The sequence below is a fragment of the Halomonas sp. ANAO-440 genome (genome assembly GCF_019915905.1).
Classification (GTDB): Bacteria; Pseudomonadota; Gammaproteobacteria; order Pseudomonadales; family Halomonadaceae; genus Halomonas; species Halomonas chromatireducens.
This window is the reverse complement of the sequence record NZ_JAHXBV010000017.1, coordinates 24,444-43,617: the sequence shown is the minus strand read 5'-3', so window position 1 is coordinate 43,617 and position 19,174 is coordinate 24,444. Positions and strand designations below refer to the sequence as shown.

Genomic DNA, 19,174 nt, shown 5'->3' with positions numbered 1-19,174 from the left:
TATATATCATGACAAACTCAAAGGCCGTTTTGGCCGATTCCTGCCGTTTGTGCTGTTTGCCGATGCGGGCAACACCACCGGAAGGCCTGCGCCCACCAGTCGCCGCTGCGTCGGAGCGGCCCCGCAACTTTTTTTTCGTATATAGTGGTACGGCAGGAAGGTGTCTTTAGGGCGATTGAAATGGAACTGGCGACACAGGTGTTTCCCTGGGCTAGTTTGTCCGCCGTCGTGCTACAGTTGGACGATTTGAACCGGATTGCCATGACTGATGCTCGTTGACCTGGATGCTCTCTACCCCAAGCTGATCCATCTGATGCTGGACACGGTATTCGTGGTTGATGTGCAGGACAAGATCGTCTTCGTCAGCGATGCCTGTGAGGCGCTGCTCGGTTACCCTGCCGACGAGCTGATCGGCACTTCGATCTCCGACTACTGGCATCCTGACGACCTGGCGACTACACGGGCTTCGATTGACCGAGTCATGAATGGTCAGCCCCACCTCGATTTCTGCAACCGTTATCTCCGTAAGGATGGCGGTATCGTTTTTATCCTCTGGTCTGCCCAATGGTCCGAGGAGGAGGGGGTGCGAATCGGCGTCGCGCGGGACGTGACGGCCCTAAGGCATGCCGAGGAAGAATTACGTTTCCTCGCCCACCATGATCCGCTGACAGGGCTGACCAACCGGTCCCTGTTCAATGATCGGCTGGACTCGGGCTTGCGTGCGGCTCATCGCCACCAGAATAGCCTGGCCTTGCTGTTTCTGGATATCGACCACTTCAAGGATATCAATGATGCCCATGGCCATGCGGTGGGTGACCGCGTGCTCTGTACGATTGCTCGGCGATTGGAAGGCTGCGTACGTGAAACGGACACGGTGGCCCGCATGGGTGGCGATGAATTCACTGTTCTTTTGACGGACATCCAGTCGGCGGATGCCGTTTCCAACAAGGTGGAGCATATACTCTCGGTCTTGTCCGAGCCGCTGGGCGCTGAATTCGGCGACATCAACATGATCTCATGCAGTATCGGTGTAGCCTGCTATCCCGCGGACGGGGAGGATGTCGATACCTTGATGAGTCAGGCGGATGGCGATATGTACCGGATGAAAAGGCGTCGTTCGGAAGCGGGGTGATGGGCAACACCACCGGGAGGCCTGCGACCCCCAGTCGCTGAGCACCGCATTCTCCAGCCCGCTGTCAGAGTTCCTTTGCCCAACTGGTCTTGCCCAGCTTGGCGATGCGGGTCACCTCGATTACCGGCACTGCCTGGGGGTCGCCCACCTCTAGGGGGCGTAGTGAAGACAAAGATGCCCGCCGATTCGATGGTCGGTCCCCGGGCATAGAGGGGGGCCAGTCCACCGCGGAGCACCAGCACGGCCCTGGCCGTCTCCAGCACCTTGTCCTTGGCGGTTAGCGGCTGAGACAGTCGTGCCTGAGCGAGTCGTTCCAGCGCAGCGTCGAACTGCTCGGTTGCGGGATGTTCAAGGGCACTGAGCCAAGGGTGGACGGCCGCTGTAACGAGGAGGGGCCGTATGGCTTTCAGGTCAATTGGGGCCGGGCACTCCCCTTGCCGGTCGAGGCCAGCAGGGCTTCCTGCAATTGTATCCAGTGCTTGCTCAGGAGAAGGGCTGCTGCTAATCTGTGATAGATTTGTAGGACTTTTGTATAGCTATAGATATAATCTATTTCTGCCACACGGTAGTAACCATTGACAGGCGCAGGAGTTGTGGAAATGGCACTAGATAAAGTGACTTTCGGCAGTGATGATATTGAAAACTCGCTGGCAAAAATGGATGACAAGAAACTGGATTCCCTTGCATTTGGGGCCATCCAGCTCGATGCCTCCGGCAAGATCATGCAGTACAATGCCGCGGAAGGTAGCATCACCGGCCGTGATCCAAAAAGCGTCATCGGCAAGAACTTCTTTACCGATGTGGCACCTTGTACGCAGAGCAAGGAATTTCAGGGCCGCTTCAAGGAAGGGGTCAAGAATAATGATCTCAATACCATGTTTGAATATATTTTTGATTATAAAATGAAACCCACCAAGGTAAAGGTGCATATGAAAAAGGCGCTTACTGGCGATTCGTACTGGATATTTGTCAAGCGGCTATAACAAAATGAGGCTGACCTTGGTTGCTTTGTCATGACTAAGGTCGGCTGTTTGCGCTGTTAAAGTCTGCCTTTCTCAGGAATCCATCTATGACCCAATGGCTTACCCAGGCAGATTGCAAAGCGGTAATGCACTCCCTGTTTTGCGCTGAACTGGCCGCATATCGGGGCGAGGCAGTGCCTGGCTGGCAGGAGCTACAGGAGATTGATTCGCTCGAACGTTTGCATCTTGCTGCCTGCGTCAATGAGTTTTTCTGCTTGTATGAAACTGGCCTGGAAGACCGCCTGTTGATGACATACAGCTTTGATGACTGGGCGTCTTTCGTGGCGGAAACAATCACTGAAACGTCAGGGCTGACTTTCCGTACCTCAGGGAGTACCGGATCGCCCAGCGCTCATTTCCACCGCTGGGAACATATCGAGGCGGAGGCCAACGCACTGGCCCGGCATTTTGCATCGGTAATGTCGATGCAACGGGTCATCAGTTGGCTGCCGTTGCACCATCTTTACGGCTTCATGCTGGGCGTTGCGCTCCCCTGCGTGGCGGGAGTGCCGCGCAAGGCCGTGAGCGGTGTTGCCTTGCCCATTTTATCACCTGGCGACGTCGTTGTTAGCGTTCCTCCACGCTGGGATTACCTGGCGCGATCAAACACGGGGTGGCCAGAACACGTCGCAGGCGTTTCATCCACGGCGCCGTTATCGCCAGAGACATCCGGCCGCTTGATCAAGCAAGGTCTGATGGGATTGCTCGATATATACGGCAGCACGGAAACCGGCGGTGTGGCGACCCGCTGGCAGCATGACATGCCCTATCAACTGCTGTGCCACTGGCAGCACCATGATAATCAGAGTATTAAACGAGTTGATGACAATATCATCATTCCGTTATTGGATAAGGCAGACTGGCACAGCGACACGACATTTACATTAAATGGTCGTCATGACGGCGTGGTTTCGATAGGCGGCGTGAATGTCAGCCTTTCCTATGTCAAACAGCGATTGCTGTCGTTGGCGAGCGTCGAGGAGTGCACCATTCGTACCACGGGCAATACCGCGCAGCAGCGCTTGAAGGCATTCATTGTGCCGGCTAGCGGTCAGGAGCCTGCAGCGGCGCAAGATATTGCGCAACTGATTGCCAGGTGGCCCGCTGCCGAGCGCCCCGTCAGCGTCACCTACGGTGATGCTTTGCCAACCAACACCATGGGCAAGCTCAGTGATTGGTAACAATCTATCGAGGAAGGTTCACCATGCATGACGGGCGGTTGACGCTGGATGAAGTCGAGGCGATAGCGCTTGGAAACATGGCGCTTGCTTTGTCAGAGAGTGATAGACGTGCCGTCGAGAAGGCGCATGAATTTCTTTGCGACGCCATCGAGCGGCGCCAGCTCATCTATGGTGTCACGACGGGCTATGGTCCGTTGGCGACAACGCACGTCGACCCCATGCAGTCGGCGCTTTTGCAGAAGAACCTGGTTTACCACCTGTGCAGTGGTGTCGGCGAACCGCTGTCGCGACCTCATGTCCGTGCGATGATGGCTGCGCGAGCGATCAGCTTGGTGCGTGGTCATTCCGGCGCCAATCCGGCACTCGTCGAAAGGCTGCTCGCTTGGCTTCGAGCCGATTTGATTCCTGAGGTGCCGTCACGCGGCACCGTTGGTGCCAGCGGTGACTTGACCCCGCTGGCACATTTGGCCCGTGCTCTCAGCGGCGAGGGAAGAGTGAGCCTTAAGGGCGGGGAGTGGATGGAGAGTGCGATAGCACATCAGCAGTTGGGCTGGCAGCCACTTCTGTTGCAGGGCAAAGATGCCATTTCGCTGGTCAATGGCACGTCAACCACGGTGGGTATCGCCGCCTTGAATGCCACTGGCGCACAGCGGGCGATAAAGCTCAGTACGCTGCTGGTCTTGCTCTACACGGAGCTCCTCGAAGGGCACCGTGAGGCGTTTCACCCGGCGATCGGGGAGCTGCGTCCTCATCCGGGGCAACGGAAATTGCATCAGTGGTTATGGTCGCTTTCGGAAAGCAGTCAACTGCTTACCGCGTGGCAAGCAGCGTTAGTGCCGCTTCCTGAAATGGAAAATGGCATCGAACAGCACCGCCCGCTGCTCCAGGATGCCTACACGTTACGCTGCGCACCACAGGCCCTGGGGGCGGTGTGGGATGTGGTCGAGCAGCACGCACAGACGGTGCGGCTAGAGCTGAATGCGGTGACCGACAACCCGCTACTGTTTCCTGACAACGATACTGTCCTGCATGGCGGGAATTTTTTCGGCCAGCACCTGGCTTTTGCCAGCGACCATCTCAACAATGCGCTGATCCAGATGGCCCTGTATAGCGAACGACGCATCGCAAGGGTGACTGACCCGCTGAAAAGCAAGGGGCTTCCCGCCTTCATGCAGCCATGCGATACCGGTTTGCATAGTGGGTTCATGGGGGCCCAGGTGACTGCCACGGCGCTAGTGGCTGAGTTGCGTAGTCAGGCAATCCCGGCCTCGATCCAATCGATCCCGACCAATGCCGATAACCAGGATATTGTCCCGCTAGGTACGATCGCGGCAAGGCGCGCCAGTACAAGTATCGATTATCTCTATCAAATATTGGCGATTGAAGCGTTGGTGCTGGTACAGGGTGCCGAGCTGAAGGGGGCGCACTTACTGAGTCAAGCGTCACAGGCGTTGTGTGCCTGGGTTCGCACCCATGCACCGGCTCTTGAGCAGGATCGCCCGTTGGCAGAAGACATCGCCAGGCTTTCTCATGCGCTTTCCGACCCGGGCGAGGTGGCTTCGTTGATGGCGTTGCTGGACCCTCAGGCCTGCTGACCCGCCCGGGCCGCTGCGCTACCCAACCTGGCAAAACGCTCTCGCTCCCGCTTATGCTGGGTGACAAGGACGGGTCAATGAAGGCAGCCTCTCATCCTCCCTGGATTGCCCGCTGGTCGACGGAAAACGCCAGGTTCAGCATGTCTCGGCTCGCACCGCTGACGTAAGCGGTATTCCGGTCAATCGGGTGCTGCCCTCACGTCAGCGGCGCCTTCGCCGAACACCACGCCCTCCACCACGGCGGTATTGGCCAGGCACAGCATCACCACGTCCACCCCCTCCACCAACTTGCCAATGGAGCCCGCCACCGTAGCACTGGCAACACGCAGTGCAACGCTCTTCTCCGGGGGGCGGTTCCACACCGTAACGGCAAAGCCGGCGTCAAGCAGGCGGCGGGTCATGGGGTCGCCCATCAGACCGATGCCGACGAAGCCGAGGCGGGGCTGTGTCATGTCGATTCTCCAGGTGAGCGAGGCAGGTAAGCGAGAGCCCCTAGGATGCGCAATGGATGGGTTTTTCATCAACTGTATGTCGGCAAGGAAGGCCGCCAAGTGAGAAAACCGCTTGATATCTCGAGCAAGAGTGCTGACTTCACAATAACCCGGGCGTCCGGTAGTAGAAGGCGGTTGCAGCCGAACCCGACGGGGTTAGCACTCGTCGCGCCGCCATTGGCTTGGCGATATCCCGTAGCGGTTGCGGAAGCTGCGGCTCAGATGAGCGGAGGAGGCGAATCCATTGGCAAAGCCAATTTGGGTGAGCGAGGCATTGGCGAGAGCGGGGTCACGTAGGTCATGTGCCACCGCATCGAGCCGCAAGCGAAGAAGCCGGGCGCAGACCGTCTCGTCTGCATCCTGAAACAACTGGTGCAGGTAGCGCACCGAAATCCCCGCTCTTGCGGCAATAACACCGGGGGAAAGCTTGGGATTACGGAACGCCGCCTCCATGATCGCTGTCACCCGAGCAACGAGGGCCGCACGAGGCGGAACGATTCGGTGGGCGTGGTTACCGACAGCGTAGATGATATCCTCGGCTAGCGACCGACCTAAGTGGTCGAGTGCTACCCCATCGACACTCCCAAGCATGCCGTCAAGCGTCAGGATCCGGCTCCTGAACAACGCCCCAAAGCCGCCTGACGTATCCATGACCCCCGTGGGTAATTCGGAACGTCCGATCATACGATCCAGCCAGTCCTTGGAGAAAAAGAGTGTGGTCTTGTCCAGCGACTCCAGTACGTCGAACTCGCATGCTTCGCCCGAATCCCAAATCAGCATCGAACCCGGCGTCAGCTCGGCAGCGAAGCTACCCTGTCGCACGCGTTCACGCCCCCGCCGCACAACGAGCAGGCCGTAGTGAGCATCGTCTGAGGCTCGAATGTGTCGCGAGGTGCGGGCGCCATCGCAGGGGTCACAGCGGCAATTCACAATGTTCAGCGCGCCGGTTTCAACCGAACACACTTGGGCGGAGAAGGCCTCGGTTCGCGGGCGCCCCAGCGCCCACGGCAAGTGAGAGGCATTCAGGGCATGGGCCCATGCGTCATACCGGTGCCTGACGTCTACCTCGGCCGATGACCAGTGCAACATATTCCTTCCTCCATCCCGGGTATTTCCCAGAGCCGCCAGGGGAGGTTGGTTTGGCGGCGTAATGCCCTGTAACAAGCTTATGGAATCCAGAGTTTCAGAAGGAATCAACAGGCTAATTGATCAAAACCTACCAGCGTTCCGGCTTGGCTTCAACGGCTCTGAGCGTGTGGAGGTGCTTGATGGCGGCTGCCCTCAAAATCAATTTTTGACGCACTCTCTGTCAAACATCGTGCGCATCTACACCGAATACTGGCCGCATTGCTTGCTACCGAGGGACAAAACAATGAAGAAGAACGTAACCTTCAAGACCGAAGATGGAACCGAGCTGGTTGGCTGGTTTTTTCAAGCGACCCAGAACCCTGCTCCTTGTATCGTGATGGCGCATGGGTTTTCCGCGACCAAGGAGATGCATCTCAGCGGTTTTGCCGAGACGTTTCAGGCGGCTGGAATGAATGTGCTCGTTTACGACAATCGCAATCTGGGTGAGAGCGGGGGGGAATTGCGGGGCGAGATTGATCCAGACCAGCAGGTTCGCGACTACCGCGATGCCATCACCTATGTTCAGGGGTTGGATACAGTGGATGCTAGCCGGATCGGCGTCTGGGGGTCGAGCTATTCCGGTGGTCATGTGCTGGTTGTTGCGGCGAAGGATCGCCGAGTGAAATGCGTGGTGTCTCAGGTGCCCTTGGTTTCCGGGCTGGAGAACGCCCGGCGGCTGGTGCGCTCTGATCATTGGGAGCAACTGCGTGAGGGCTTCGCAGCGGATCGTGCCGGGCGTTTGCGTGGTGAGGCTCCGCTCCGATTGCCGGTTGTTGGAAATGGGCCAGCGGATGCCTGTGCTTTGCCCACCGACGACAGCCGGGAGTTCTTTTACGGGCTGTCCGATGAACACCGTGGGGCATGGGTGAACGAGATCACGCTCAGGTCCATGGAGCTGTTCACTGAGTATGAGCCGGGCGACTGGATCGGCAAAATCGGCCCTACGCCCCTGATGATGGTGGTAGGGCGCTCCGATCATCTTACGCCCGCCGACCTGACGCTTAAGGCATATGAGCAGGCGCTGGAACCGAAAAAATTGTTGGTTCTCGATTGCGCCCATTTCGAGGCCTATACGGAGGAGTCGTTCAACGTTTCCGCGCCTGCACAATGCTCATGGTTTGTGGAGCATCTGTTCAAGCACTGATGAAAAGCTGGGATCCAGAGATAGGCCAGCCAATGGGGGCCAAGGCTCAGCCGGTCTGCTTCCACCCTGCTTATCACAGGGAACATGCCTAACAAGTTAATCCAGTGTACGTTTTGTTGGCGCCGCTGATTTTTGGCGTCAGGGGTAGGGGGAATTTCTTGAATATCCGAATTGACAATCTAGAAGGGCCAGAAGTCATTGCCCTGCTCCAAGAGCATCTCGGGTCTATGGCGCACACGGCCCCGGCCGAAAGCCGGCATGCACTGGATCTGAGTGGTCTACGTAGCCCCGGTATAACTTTCTGGAGCATTTGGGATGGCTCGGAGCTAGCCGGATTTGGCGCACTCAAGCATATAACTGATTCGCATGCTGAAATAAAATCCATGCGGACTGCTGCCTCCCACCAACGGAAAGGTGTTGCCTCGCGGTTGTTGCAGCACATCATCCAAGAAGCGGCCAGCCAGGGCTATTCGAGGCTAAGCCTGGAAACAGGCTCAATGGAATTTTTTGAGGCCGCGCGTCGCTTATATGTCTCATTTGGATTTACCCCCTGTCCACCTTTCGGGAGCTATCAGCCAGACCCAAACAGCCTATTCATGACGCTGGAGATCGACGAGGTGTCATCGAAAAATTCGCTCACGTCGTGAAGTTAAGCCGAGACGGGTAAACGCGTGAACCGTTAGTGACAGAGCCATCGTCCACATCCGGGCGCCTTTCCGGAAGGCGCCCGGGCGAAGCGGAGGTTCAGCGATATCAACCCGTCATGCGCCCGCTGAGCTTGTCACGCAGGCGGTCGATCATGCCGACCCCTGCCCCCACTGTCTTGTGGAACAGCTCGGAGTGGGGCGCACCGGGGTGAGGACGGGTGGGTGCCAGGCGCTTGCCACTCTCGATCTTCTTGCCCAAGTCGATCAGCTCTTCAGCGGAGATGAGTTCCCGCAGCTTGGGAAATTGGTCGACTTCCTCGTCCTTGGCGTGGTGCCGCAATAGTTCGTCCAGTTTATGCATGCGTTCCATGAAAGCCGGCTCGGCAGTGTCGGCATCCTCCAGCTGTTTCATCACTTGCATGATCTCTTCGTGCTCCTCCTTGTCGTGCTCAGCCTCCTCGGTGCCATTGGGAATGCGCTTTTCCATGACCGGGTAGAGGTACATCTCCTCGGCGACCGCATGCCGCACCACTTCTGCGATCAGCATGTCGGTGAGATCCCGGCGCTGTTCGGCATCGGGCGAGGCCTGAATCTGATCGAGAAGCTCCTCCATCTCGCGGTGGTCGTGGGTAAGAATATCGACAACGTCGGACGTGCTGGTCTGTTGGCCGTTCATGAGACTCCCTCCGTTGAGTCGTTGCGCCTTTTGCAACAGGCCAACTCAACATAGTCGTCGATTAGTGCATCAGCCAAACCTGGCGCAGCCTTTCGTCTCCCGCTTATGCTGGTGTTACCTGAAATGGGTGAGGTACGTCCGGTGCGCAGAACAAGGAGATCGTCATGCGGCTCAGGGTGCTGTCAGACCTGCATCTGGAACATTTCGACGAGGGGCGGGAGCTGCCGGAGGTGGCGTCCGACGCGGTTATCCTCGCCGGCGATATTCACCGCGAGGCAGAGGGCCTGGCATGGGCCGCGGCGCGCTTTGCCGACCAGCCGATTATCTATGTGCCGGGGAACCACGAGTTCTACGGCACCAGCATGCCCGTGCTGCGCCACACCCTCGCCCAGGAAGCCGAGCGACTGGGCATCCATCTGCTCGACAACCGTTCGCTGACGCTGAACGGGGTACGTTTCCACGGTACCACCCTATGGACGGACTTCGCTCTCTACGCCGATGAGCCGGACAACGATCCGGCGCTGACCGAGCAGAAAGCGCGTTGGCTGATGCCGGATTTCAGCATCATCGAACAGCCGGTTGGGGAGATCTTCAGTCCCCTGGAGAGCCAGCGGCTGCACGCCGAGGCCCTGGCCTGGCTCGAGGCGGAACTGGCCGTTCCCTTCGTCGGGCCGCGGGTGGTGATCAGCCATCATGCGCCACTGGCCGAATGCATCCCCCCGCGCTACCGGGGTGACGCCCTGTCGCCCGCCTTCGCCTCGCATCTGCCGGGGTTGATGGGGTGCGCCGACCTGTGGATTCACGGCCATGTGCACGAGCCGGTGGACATGGCGTACGCCGGTACCCGGGTCGTTGCCAACCCCGGGGGCTACCCCGGTGAGTTCGAGCCGCCGCTGTTCGTGCCGGACCTGGTCATCGAGGTGTGAGCGGTGGCCAAATGTCTGGTCAAGTCCCGGGTGGGCAGCGTAGGCGATGCCTATGCTGAGAGAATCACCGCTCGGGGTTTCGCCGAGGCTTCACTCCACACCATCTCGGCAGCTAGACTCACTTCGTCCTCAAGGAGTGTTCCATGAGCAATCTCGTCAATGAAGGCAGCCTCTCATCCTCCCTGGATTGCCCGCTGGTCGACGGAAAACGCCAGGTTCAGCATGTCTCGGCTCGCACCGCTGACGTAGGCGGTATTCCGGTCAATCGCGTGCTGCCCTCACGTCAGCGGCGCCTGGTGGGGGCCTGGTGCTTCCTCGATCATGCCGGGCCGGCGGTCTTCAAGAGCGACAGCGCTGGCCTGCGCGTCGGGCCGCACCCGCATATCGGCCTGCAGACCTTCACCTGGATGATCGAGGGAGAGGTGTTGCACCGCGACAGCCTGGGCAGCGAGCAGGTGATACGACCGGGGCAGGTCAACCTGATGACCGCGGGGCGCGGCATCAGCCATACCGAAGAGTCGGTGGCCGGCGCCAGCCACCTGCATGCTGCCCAGCTCTGGATTGCACTGCCCGAGGCGAGCCGTAATACCGAGCCTCGTTTCGATCACTATGCGGAGCTGCCCCGCTGGCAGGCGCACGGCGTCGAGCTGACCCTGCTTATCGGTGAATTCGACGGCCGCCGGGCGCCGCCCCTGACGTTCTCACCGCTGGTGGGGCTCGACCTCGAGGCTAGCCGGGCCGCAACGATCAGTCTGCCACTGCGAGATGACTTCGAGTACGCCGTACTGCCCCTGGACGGTGAGCTCGAGATCGGTGGAGAACGCTTTGTCGCCAATGAGCTGGCCTACCTGGGCCGCGGTCGCGATGAGGTGGAGTTGTCGATGAGCGCAGGCGGTCGTGCCATTCTGATCGGTGGTGAGCCGCTGGGGGAAGAAGTGCTGATCTGGTGGAATTTCGTCGGCCACAGCAAGGCGGAGATCGCCGAGGCCCAGCGCGACTGGGAGGCGGGCAGCGAGCGCTTTGGCAGCATTCCCCAATGGTCGGGTGAGCGGTTGATGCCGGCGCCATTGCCGTGGAAGGTCTAGTGGGAATGCCCGGCTAGAGCGCGATCGCGATCAACGGAAGGACTCCCATGCACATCACCATCCTGACCATGAACCTTTCACTGCCCGGCTGTGCGTCCCTCAAGGAGAAGCGCCAGCGTATGGGCGGACTTCATGAGCGCTTTGGCCGCAACCCGGCTGTGGCGGTATGCGAGAGCGGCGAACGCGACCGGCTGGAAGCGAGCGAATGGACCTTCGTGGTGACCGGCATCTCGCAGCAGAAGGTGGATTCTCTATGCAGCGAGATCGAGGAGAAGCTGCAACGCACGGTTGATGGTCGCGTGCTCGACGTGTCCCGGCAGACCTTGTAACTGCCATCGCGTCGTCTTGCACTTGGATGAACCCCAGGCGGCAGACACGCCAGTGACAGGGCAACAAGGATCGGCATTGTGGCGATTAAAGCGGTAACTGCACGGAATTGAAGCAGGCTTGGGCGATAGTGAGTTCAAGTGGTGCGGAGAAGTTGCTGCAAAGCAGCGGGGCAAGGTATGGGTGGCTGTGCGATTCCAGTAAGCTGTTGTTTTTTATTTAATTATTCCAGTATTGGCATGTTTTTCGTATGTAAAAGAAAAGGCAGGCTGAGCACTTTGGGCCTGCAACCGGTTTCAACGTCGCCATCCGTGAAGGCGATATACAGAGTGAGCTGGCGTGCTCCACTTGGGCCCTCTCGGGGGCCTTTTTTTTGTCAGGACTATTTTCAAAAATGCTTGTTTCCGGACACCAGCTTCGATGTCGGTCAGTGGCAGGGCAATGAGACCTTAGTCGATGTGGCTGATAGGGAGGCTGCTAGCATCCATCATCTTTTTTTACTCACGATAGGAAACAATGGCAAACTAGCGCGAAGAAAGTGGGCTCTGGACTCCTCGGAAAGCCCCGATAATGTTGGCATCGCTTCTACGCTCCGTGGATGATTGGTGCCACGAAGCCTGGTACGCATGGACAAACCCGCTACGCCCGCCAGCCGTGCGGCACGAATAACGCTCTATTATGCACTCTTGGCCAGTGTATGGATTTTGGTGTCCGACTGGTGGCTCGGTGAGCGTGTGGCGGGAACATCTTGGCTCACTCAGGCCCAGTCCGCGAAAGGGTTGGGATTTGTGGCCGTGACCAGCGTCGCACTGTTTTTCCTGTTGAGACGAGAATGGAAGGCCGACGCAGCGCTGTTGCAGCGCAATCAGCAGCAGCGAGCGGAGCTTCATGCGCTGAGCCAGTTTCGGGAAAGTGTTATCGAGAGTGCGCACGTCTGGATCAATGGTCTCGACCGTGAGGCACGGGTGACGTTGTGGAACGATGCCGCCGAACGTATCTCAGGATATCGCCGTGATGAGGTGTTGGGCAGTGACGGTATCTGGCAGTTGCTATATCCGGACCCTGACTATCGCAGCAGTATTGCCCGCGAAGTTCAGCAGATCCTCAGCGAGGGGGCTGAGGTCCAGGGCTTTGAGACCAGCATCCTCACCAAGAGTGGTGAGGAGAAAATCATCGCCTGGGACTCCAGGCAGCTTACCGATGAGCACGGCCATGTTTGTGGCTCGGTAGCCATCGGCCGTGATGTCACTGCCAGGCGTGCTGCCGAGCAGGCCCTGCAGAAGCGTGAACGGGAGCTGAGGACACTGATTGCCAACCTGCCGGGCATGGCCTATCGCTGCCTGAACGATGCCCAGTGGAGCATGCGGTTCGTATCCAGCGCCTGCCTGGAACTCACGGGATACCGGCCAGAGGAACTGGTGGCTAATCGGGGCGTTGCCTGGGCCAGCCTCATCCAGCCGGAATATCTTGCACGACTCCATGTCCAGGTCGATCAGGCCATTGAGCAGGGGGAGCCCTTCGCCGTTGAATATCAGCTTCGCAAGCGCAATGGCGACCTGGTGTGGTGCTGGGAGCAGGGGCGTGCGGTGACCATCGATGGTGAACAGTTTCTGGAAGGAATCATCATCGATATCACCGAACGCAAGCGGCTGGAGCAGGAGCTGGAGGAATTGGCGACGCAGGATGCCTTGACGGGATTGCCCAACCGGCGTGCGTTCAACCGCCGCCTGGAGGATGAACTCTCCCGTGCCACTCGCTATGACCGCTCGTTTAGTCTGCTATGGCTTGATTTGAACAATTTCAAGGATATCAATGACAACTATGGACACTTGGCTGGCGATGCGGTGCTGAGGCAGATCAGCCATCTCATAAAGGACAAGTTGCGCAAGATAGACTTTTTGGCTCGCTATGGTGGTGATGAGCTTACGGTGATTCTTCCCGAAATGTCGTTCGAGGCAGGCCAAGAGGCAGCGGAACGACTATGCGACCTAGTGGCATCGAGCCGGTTCGATGTGCTGAATGGTCATACCATTACTCTTACGCTCAGTATCGGAGTGGCGGCATTTCCCCAGCATGGCAAGAGCGCCATGGCGCTCTGCGACGCCGCTGACAGGGCGATGTATCAGACGAAGAAAAGAAATGCTGCAGCCAGGCGTCACAGCGGTGCCTAGCAAATCATAGGCACCTGGCAGGCAGCCATGTATTCAGCGTGTTAACCATCGTTCGCCTCATAAGTGTCAAGTGTATGTGGTGATAACGTTTTCCTGTTAAGTAGTAAGCGTGCCTGACAGGCAATCTCGTTATAGTCCTTCGACAGATTGTCAAAGAAATCCTGCGCCGACTTGTCCGACTTCAATCTCGCTTCAGACGCGTGACTCTGACTGCGCGCCTCGCCCTGTGCGGCGTGATACAGTGTCTTGACAAGATTACAGTTTCTGTCATTTTGCTGAATAGACATTCCCTTTCTCCTTTTTTGGCTTTCTCGGGACTGACTCAACGACGACGCAATTTTGGCGCTCCTGCTGCTGGTTTTTTGTACCTCGACAGCCACATGTCAATGATTTGCTCCGGGCTGAGAAGCACTCTATCCCCCCTTATAACTTACCCTAGGCGTCGTCAAGCGGTGTATCAAGCCGGTTTGGGTATATTAATGCAAGGAAAGGAAGCTGGTTCATAGTAAATAAAGATCATTTTGTTTTGGCTGTGTGTTTACGTGAGGCACCCGGTTGGGTCTGTGTGATTAGTTTCTGCACTCGCGCCTCTATCCCTGGATAGCTTCCTCGCGGTTTGGAACGACAACTTCGACAAGCCGGCATGCAGTGTGGCCGAGATCAAGCCGGCCTGGCTGCTGCCGAAGCAAGCCCCTGGAAAGCCGGACGTAGAGGGTAGATATGACCGGGCATGGGAAACGCGTTGGAGGTGATGGGTTGATGCAGATCAATATTTTCTAACATACAGAGATGCGATGGTCTTAGGTCCACTGGTCCTGCTTGATGGTTTGGGGCTTCATGACAGGCGCAGCCCAATAACTCCAATGAACCCGCCCACCCACAGCGAGAACGCACCGTCCATGAAAACGTACGCATCCAAGGGGACCAGGTTTGCCAGCCTCAAGTCGCTGCTGACGCTGAACCTGCAGAACAAGATCCTGCTTCTGGTATTGGTACCGCTAATTATTTCCTCATCCTGCCTGCTGATACTCGAGGGCCTCGAACGTATCGATTCCAACCGTACCCAGCTCGCCCAGCAGCGTGAACTGATGCTCGAAGCGCGCCGCCATGGCGCCGAGAGTATCGTTGAGGTGGCCACGACATTGGTCGATAGTGTGGCACGCTCTGCCGCTGAACCGCAGGCGGGGCGACTGGCTGCTATCGAGCTGCTTCGCGACTTGCGCTTTGAAGAGGATAATTACGTCTTTGTCTTCGACTATGAGGGCACCATGCTGGTACAGCCTGCCGTCCCTGAACAGGAAGGGCGGAACATGTTGGCTACCCAGGATGCCAACGGCAATCGGATGATACGCGACATGATCGACATCGCCCGTCAGGGCGGTGGCCGATACGAGTACGAATGGCCCAATCCGGCAAGCGGTGTGGTGGAGCCCAAATATTCCTATGCCGCTGCCATACCCGAGTGGAACTGGGTAATCGGTGCCGGCGTCTACGCCACCGGTGTAGATGCAGCCATGGCAGTCATCGAGGCAACGGCCAGGGAGAACCTGATCGAAACGCTGATACGACTTTGGATCATTGCCTCGGTCATCAATTTATCCATCACGGTTTTTGCTATCTGGATTACCCGCCGTACAGTACATCAGATTCGCCAGACCGCCACCGACATGAACGAGATTGCTCAGGGCGTGGCAGAAGGCAAAGGCGACCTCACGCGTCGGCTGCGCGTTAACAGTAAGGACGAGATTGGCGAGCTCGCCAGGCAGTTCAATGGTTTTCTGGCGCGCATTCAGGCCACATTGGGAGAGGTAAGGGCGGGGGCGAACGATGTGTACTCGGCCTCATTGAGCATTGCACGCAGCAGCGATGAGCTGGCATCGCGCACTGATCAGGCGGCGGCCAGCCTGCAACAGACCTCATCAGCTATGGAAGAGATTACTTCCACCGTACAGAACAACGCCGAGCATACTGAGCAGGCGGACCAGCTTGTCAGAAGCAGCGCCGAGGTTGCTCGGCAGGGCAAGGAATCGATGCAGCGGGTCGAGGAGACGATGGAACAGATCAATGCCTCATCGTCACAGATCGGCGAGATTGTCTCGCTTATCGACGGCATTGCATTCCAGACCAATATCTTGGCGCTGAACGCCTCAGTAGAGGCGGCCAGGGCCGGTGAGCATGGTCGTGGCTTTGCGGTGGTGGCCCAGGAGGTCCGCTCGCTGGCGCAACGCTCGGCCGATGCGGCTCGCGAGATCAAGACACTGATCGAGGAATCGATGACGCGTACCCGCCATGGTACCGATATTGTTCATCAGGCTGGCATGACCATGCAGGAGATCTATTCCAGCATCAGCAGGGTCAATGATGTCATCGCCGAGATCAGCGCCGGGTCGCGTGAGCAGAGCCTTGGTATCCATGAAGTCAATGCCGCCGTCAGTCAGATGGATACCATGACACAGCAGAATGCCGCCATGGTGGGCCACAATACCGATACCGCGGCAGCAATGCGCAGCCGGGCAGAAAAGCTGACCCAACTGATCAATGCGTTCGTGCTTGGCGGTGAGAAGTCGTCGTCATCCTCGTTACCCCCGGTACAAGCCGGCTTGCCGGCCCCCACCGCTTTGTCAGCCGAGCCTCCCCGGCGGCAAAAGCTCCAGCCGGCCGAAAGCGAATGGGAGACGTTCTAGGCGGGAGTCGCTTGCCCGAGAGTCATAGTGGAGCGACCATGAAACCATGTGGCTGGTAAGGGAGCTTGACCTTGGCCGAGACGTCCTCGCCGAAGAGTGCGATACCGTTGGGCATCAGCGCCTGCCTGATGGGGGAGCCGGTGCGCTACAACGGTGGTCACAAGCGCTCCCGATACTGCCTGGAGGTGCTTCAGGACTGCTTCGCCTTTGAACCCTTCTGCCCTGAACTGGAAGCCGGTCTCGGCGTGCCGCGTGAGCCCATTCGCCTGGTCGGTACGCCCGGCGAGCCACCGCGGGTCAAGGGAACGGTAGATCCCGAACTCGATGTTACCGAGCGCTTGAAAGAGGTGGGACAGGCGTTCGTGGTACGCCACCGTCATTTGCGCGGCTTCATCCTGATGAAGGGCTCGCCAAGCTGTGGGCTCGAGCGGGTCAAGGTCTATGACGAGAACGGGACGCCAAGCCATTCCGATTCGGGCTGCTTCGTCCACGTGCTGCGTGAGCATTTTCCGGAGCTTCCGCTGGAGGAAGAAGCACGCTTGAATGACGCCGTGCTGCGCGAGAACTTCATCTCCCGGGTATTCGCCTTCGACGACTGGAAACGGCACGTCGAGGGCGTCACGGATTTTCATGCCCTTATCCAGTTCCACAGCCGCCAGAAGTACCTCCTCATGGCGCATCACGTCGAGTCTTATCGTGTCCTTGGCCGCTACCTTGGCAGCGAAGCCCATGCCATGCCGCTGGAACAGGTCAAGCACTCTTACCTGCGACGGTTCATGGCAGCGCTGTCACGCCTGGCTACGCGCAAGACACATGCCAACGCGCTGATGCACGTGATGGGTTACCTGAAGCAGGAGCTCGACAGAGCGGCCAAACAGGATCTGCTGCAGGCGGTGGAGGAGTACCGCCTTGGCCATGTACCCCTTGCCGTCCCGGTGCGGTTGCTCAACCACTACGTGAAGCGCCACGGCTCGGACTATATTCGTCAGCAGACGTATCTGAATCCTCATCCTTATGAACTCGGCCTGCGCAACACCATCTGAAAGTATCGATGGTGGAGCACGTTCAGGCTTCCATTCTGTGCCGCTCGAACTGCAGTTCCGCCAGGTGACGGTAGAGCGGACTCTGCTCGAGCAGTTCGGCGTGGCGGCCGGCGGCGACGAGCTGCCCCTCGTCGAACACCAGCAGGCGGTCTGCGGCGGTTACGGTGGCCAATCGGTGGGCGATCACCAAACTGGTGCGCCCGGCCATCAGCCGGTCCAGTGCCTGCTGCACCAGCCGCTCGCTCTCGGCGTCCAGGGCGCTGGTGGCCTCATCCAGCAGCAGTACCCGCGGATCCTTGAGCAGCGCCCGGGCAATCGCCAGGCGCTGGCGCTGGCCGCCTGAGAGCTGCACGCCGCCGGGCCCTAGGTCGGTGTCGAAACCTCGGGGCAGGGCTTCGACGAAGCCCAGCGCGTTGGCGTCACGGGTAGCATCGCGCAGCTCTTCTAGGGAGGCGTCGGCCTTGCCGTAGCGCAGGTTGTCAGCCACCGTGCCGGTGAACAGCACCGGTTCCTGAGCCACCAGGCCCATGGCAGCGCGCAGCGCTCTCGGGTCGAGTTCGCGAAGGTCGATGCCATCCAGCGTCAGGCGGCCGTGGTCGGGGTCGTGGAAGCGCAACAGCAGCCCGAACAACGTACTCTTCCCGGCGCCGGAAGGTCCTACCAGGGCGATGCGCTCGCCGGGACTAATACACAGGTCGAGGGAGTGGAGCGCCGGTATCTCGCGTCCGGGATAGGCAAAGCTCACGCTCTCCAGTCGAATCTCGCCGCGCAGCGGGGTGGGCAGCGATATCGGATGAGGTGGTGGGCGTATGCCAGGCTCGGTGTCGAGCAGTTCGAGCAGCCGCTCGGCGGCGCCGGCGGCGCGCTGCACGTCGCCGGCCACTTCCGCCAGGGTCGCCACTGCGCCTGCCGCAAGCACCGCATAGAAGACGAAGGCGGAAAGCTCCCCTGCGCTCATCTCTCCGGCCAGCACCGCCTGCCCGCCCTGCCACAGCATCAGCCCCACGGCCGCGAATATCGCCATCATGGCCGCACCGGTAAGCCAGGCCCGCTGTCGCGTGCGAATCACAGCGGTGGCGAAGGCCTGCTCGACGCGCTCGCCGTAGTCGCGTCGGTCGATCGCTTCATGGGTGAAGGCTTGCACCGTGCGGATGCCATCGAGTGCCTCGCTGGCGTAGCGGCCGAGCTCGGCCACGCGATCCTGGCTGTGGCGTGAGAGACGACGGACGCGCCGACCGAACCAGAGAATCGGCAGTACGGTGGCGGGTATGCCGATCAGCACCAGCGCCGAGAGCCAGGGTTGTGTTAACAGCATCAGCGCTACGGCACCCAGCAGCATCACCAGGTTGCGCAACGCCATGGAGATCGAGGAGCCGAACAGGGTCTGCAGCACGCTGGTATCCGCGGTCAGCCGTGAGGCGATCTCGGCGGCGCCATGGTCGCGGTGGCTGGCACTCTCGAAGTAGGCCGGTTCGAGGGCGAGAAGATGGTCGAAGACCTGCCGGCGCAGGTCGCCGGCCAGGCGTTCGCCGATCCAGCTAACCTGGTAGTAGCGCAGCGCGGAGGCCGCTGCCAGTACGCTGACGACGGCGAGCATGGCTGCCAGCGTCTGGTTGAGCTGGGTGCCGTCGCGGGCCAGGAAGCCCTGGTCGATCACCAGGCGTAGGCCCTGGCCCAGCACCAGCACACTGGCCGAAGCCGCCAGCAGTGCCAGGGCGGCAATGAACAAACGGCCACGATAGGGCGCCAGCAGCTTGAGCAGGCGTAGCAGGATACGAGGGTCGGGGCGTGAGGTCATGACAGGGTCGTCGCTGGTGGCAGGCATGCCGCCACGATACCAGTACCGTCCTGGGAGTGCATGGGAGTGGCAGGCATGTGACCGGCTGCAGTACTTTTCGCATCGGTTCGAAGCGGTTTAAGCT

At 59.2% G+C, this 19,174-nt stretch carries 16 protein-coding genes; 12 read left to right on the top strand and 4 right to left on the bottom strand.

Going from position 1 to position 19,174, the window contains the following annotated elements:
- Window positions 1-268: 268 nt before the first annotated feature.
- From KZO25_RS12905 to hutH, 4 genes are all read left to right on the top strand, one after another.
- A complete protein-coding gene (locus tag KZO25_RS12905) occupies window positions 269-1,132 on the top strand; it encodes a sensor domain-containing diguanylate cyclase (protein WP_066446752.1) in 864 nt (287 codons plus the stop codon).
- A gap of 599 nt (window positions 1,133-1,731) precedes the next feature.
- A complete protein-coding gene (pyp, locus tag KZO25_RS12900; protein WP_066447085.1) occupies window positions 1,732-2,115 on the top strand; it encodes a photoactive yellow protein in 384 nt (127 codons plus the stop codon).
- Window positions 2,116-2,201: 86 nt separating this feature from the next.
- Window positions 2,202-3,335 carry an AMP-binding protein gene (locus KZO25_RS12895; RefSeq protein ID WP_223137270.1) on the top strand — a complete coding sequence of 378 codons (1,134 nt, stop codon included), beginning with the start codon at window positions 2,202-2,204 and terminating at the stop codon, window positions 3,333-3,335.
- Between the two features lie 23 nt (window positions 3,336-3,358).
- The gene (gene hutH / locus KZO25_RS12890) at window positions 3,359-4,930 is read left to right on the top strand and encodes a histidine ammonia-lyase (protein ID WP_223137269.1); all 1,572 of its coding nucleotides are present in this window, start codon (window positions 3,359-3,361) and stop codon (window positions 4,928-4,930) included.
- 179 nt (window positions 4,931-5,109) lie between these two features.
- On the opposite strand, the gene KZO25_RS12885 is transcribed toward hutH, so the two are convergent.
- On the bottom strand, window positions 5,110-5,382 hold the full coding sequence (locus KZO25_RS12885; RefSeq protein ID WP_223137268.1) for an NAD(P)-binding domain-containing protein: 273 nt from the start codon (window positions 5,380-5,382) through the stop codon (window positions 5,110-5,112).
- A 195-nt stretch (window positions 5,383-5,577) separates the two neighbouring features.
- The gene (locus KZO25_RS12880) at window positions 5,578-6,510 is read right to left on the bottom strand and encodes a helix-turn-helix domain-containing protein (protein WP_223137267.1); all 933 of its coding nucleotides are present in this window, start codon (window positions 6,508-6,510) and stop codon (window positions 5,578-5,580) included.
- A 61-nt stretch (window positions 6,511-6,571) separates the two neighbouring features.
- On the opposite strand from KZO25_RS12880, the gene KZO25_RS12875 reads away from it, so the two are divergent.
- Together KZO25_RS12875 and KZO25_RS12870 are read left to right on the top strand one after the other, a co-directional pair.
- Window positions 6,572-7,693: an alpha/beta hydrolase gene (locus KZO25_RS12875; RefSeq protein ID WP_223137266.1), complete on the top strand. Its 1,122-nt coding sequence runs from the start codon at window positions 6,572-6,574 to the stop codon at window positions 7,691-7,693.
- Between the two features lie 158 nt (window positions 7,694-7,851).
- Window positions 7,852-8,340, top strand: coding sequence for a GNAT family N-acetyltransferase (locus KZO25_RS12870; RefSeq protein ID WP_262488999.1), 489 nt, complete (start codon window positions 7,852-7,854; stop codon window positions 8,338-8,340).
- 106 nt (window positions 8,341-8,446) lie between these two features.
- On the opposite strand, the gene KZO25_RS12865 is transcribed toward KZO25_RS12870, so the two are convergent.
- Window positions 8,447-9,016 carry a hemerythrin domain-containing protein gene (locus KZO25_RS12865; protein ID WP_223137265.1) on the bottom strand — a complete coding sequence of 190 codons (570 nt, stop codon included), beginning with the start codon at window positions 9,014-9,016 and terminating at the stop codon, window positions 8,447-8,449.
- Window positions 9,017-9,180: 164 nt separating this feature from the next.
- On the opposite strand from KZO25_RS12865, the gene KZO25_RS12860 reads away from it, so the two are divergent.
- The 6 genes from KZO25_RS12860 (at window position 9,181) to KZO25_RS12835 (ending at window position 17,252) form a co-directional block, all read left to right on the top strand.
- Window positions 9,181-9,942, top strand: a complete 762-nt coding sequence (locus tag KZO25_RS12860; protein WP_223137264.1) for a metallophosphoesterase family protein — start codon at window positions 9,181-9,183, stop codon at window positions 9,940-9,942.
- Window positions 9,943-10,085: 143 nt separating this feature from the next.
- The gene (locus KZO25_RS12855; RefSeq protein WP_066447076.1) at window positions 10,086-11,027 is read left to right on the top strand and encodes a pirin family protein; all 942 of its coding nucleotides are present in this window, start codon (window positions 10,086-10,088) and stop codon (window positions 11,025-11,027) included.
- A 47-nt stretch (window positions 11,028-11,074) separates the two neighbouring features.
- Window positions 11,075-11,356 (top strand): DUF503 domain-containing protein, encoded by a 282-nt coding sequence (locus tag KZO25_RS12850; protein WP_223137263.1) that lies wholly within the window; start codon window positions 11,075-11,077, stop codon window positions 11,354-11,356.
- Window positions 11,357-12,148: 792 nt separating this feature from the next.
- Window positions 12,149-13,525 carry a diguanylate cyclase gene (locus KZO25_RS12845; RefSeq protein WP_201025368.1) on the top strand — a complete coding sequence of 459 codons (1,377 nt, stop codon included), beginning with the start codon at window positions 12,149-12,151 and terminating at the stop codon, window positions 13,523-13,525.
- 899 nt (window positions 13,526-14,424) lie between these two features.
- Window positions 14,425-16,209, top strand: a complete 1,785-nt coding sequence (locus KZO25_RS12840; protein ID WP_223137262.1) for a methyl-accepting chemotaxis protein — start codon at window positions 14,425-14,427, stop codon at window positions 16,207-16,209.
- A gap of 71 nt (window positions 16,210-16,280) precedes the next feature.
- Window positions 16,281-17,252, top strand: a complete 972-nt coding sequence (locus tag KZO25_RS12835; protein ID WP_223137261.1) for a YbgA family protein — start codon at window positions 16,281-16,283, stop codon at window positions 17,250-17,252.
- A 22-nt stretch (window positions 17,253-17,274) separates the two neighbouring features.
- On the opposite strand, the gene KZO25_RS12830 is transcribed toward KZO25_RS12835, so the two are convergent.
- On the bottom strand, window positions 17,275-19,050 hold the full coding sequence (locus KZO25_RS12830) for an ABC transporter transmembrane domain-containing protein (RefSeq protein WP_223137260.1): 1,776 nt from the start codon (window positions 19,048-19,050) through the stop codon (window positions 17,275-17,277).
- Window positions 19,051-19,174: the final 124 nt, after the last annotated feature.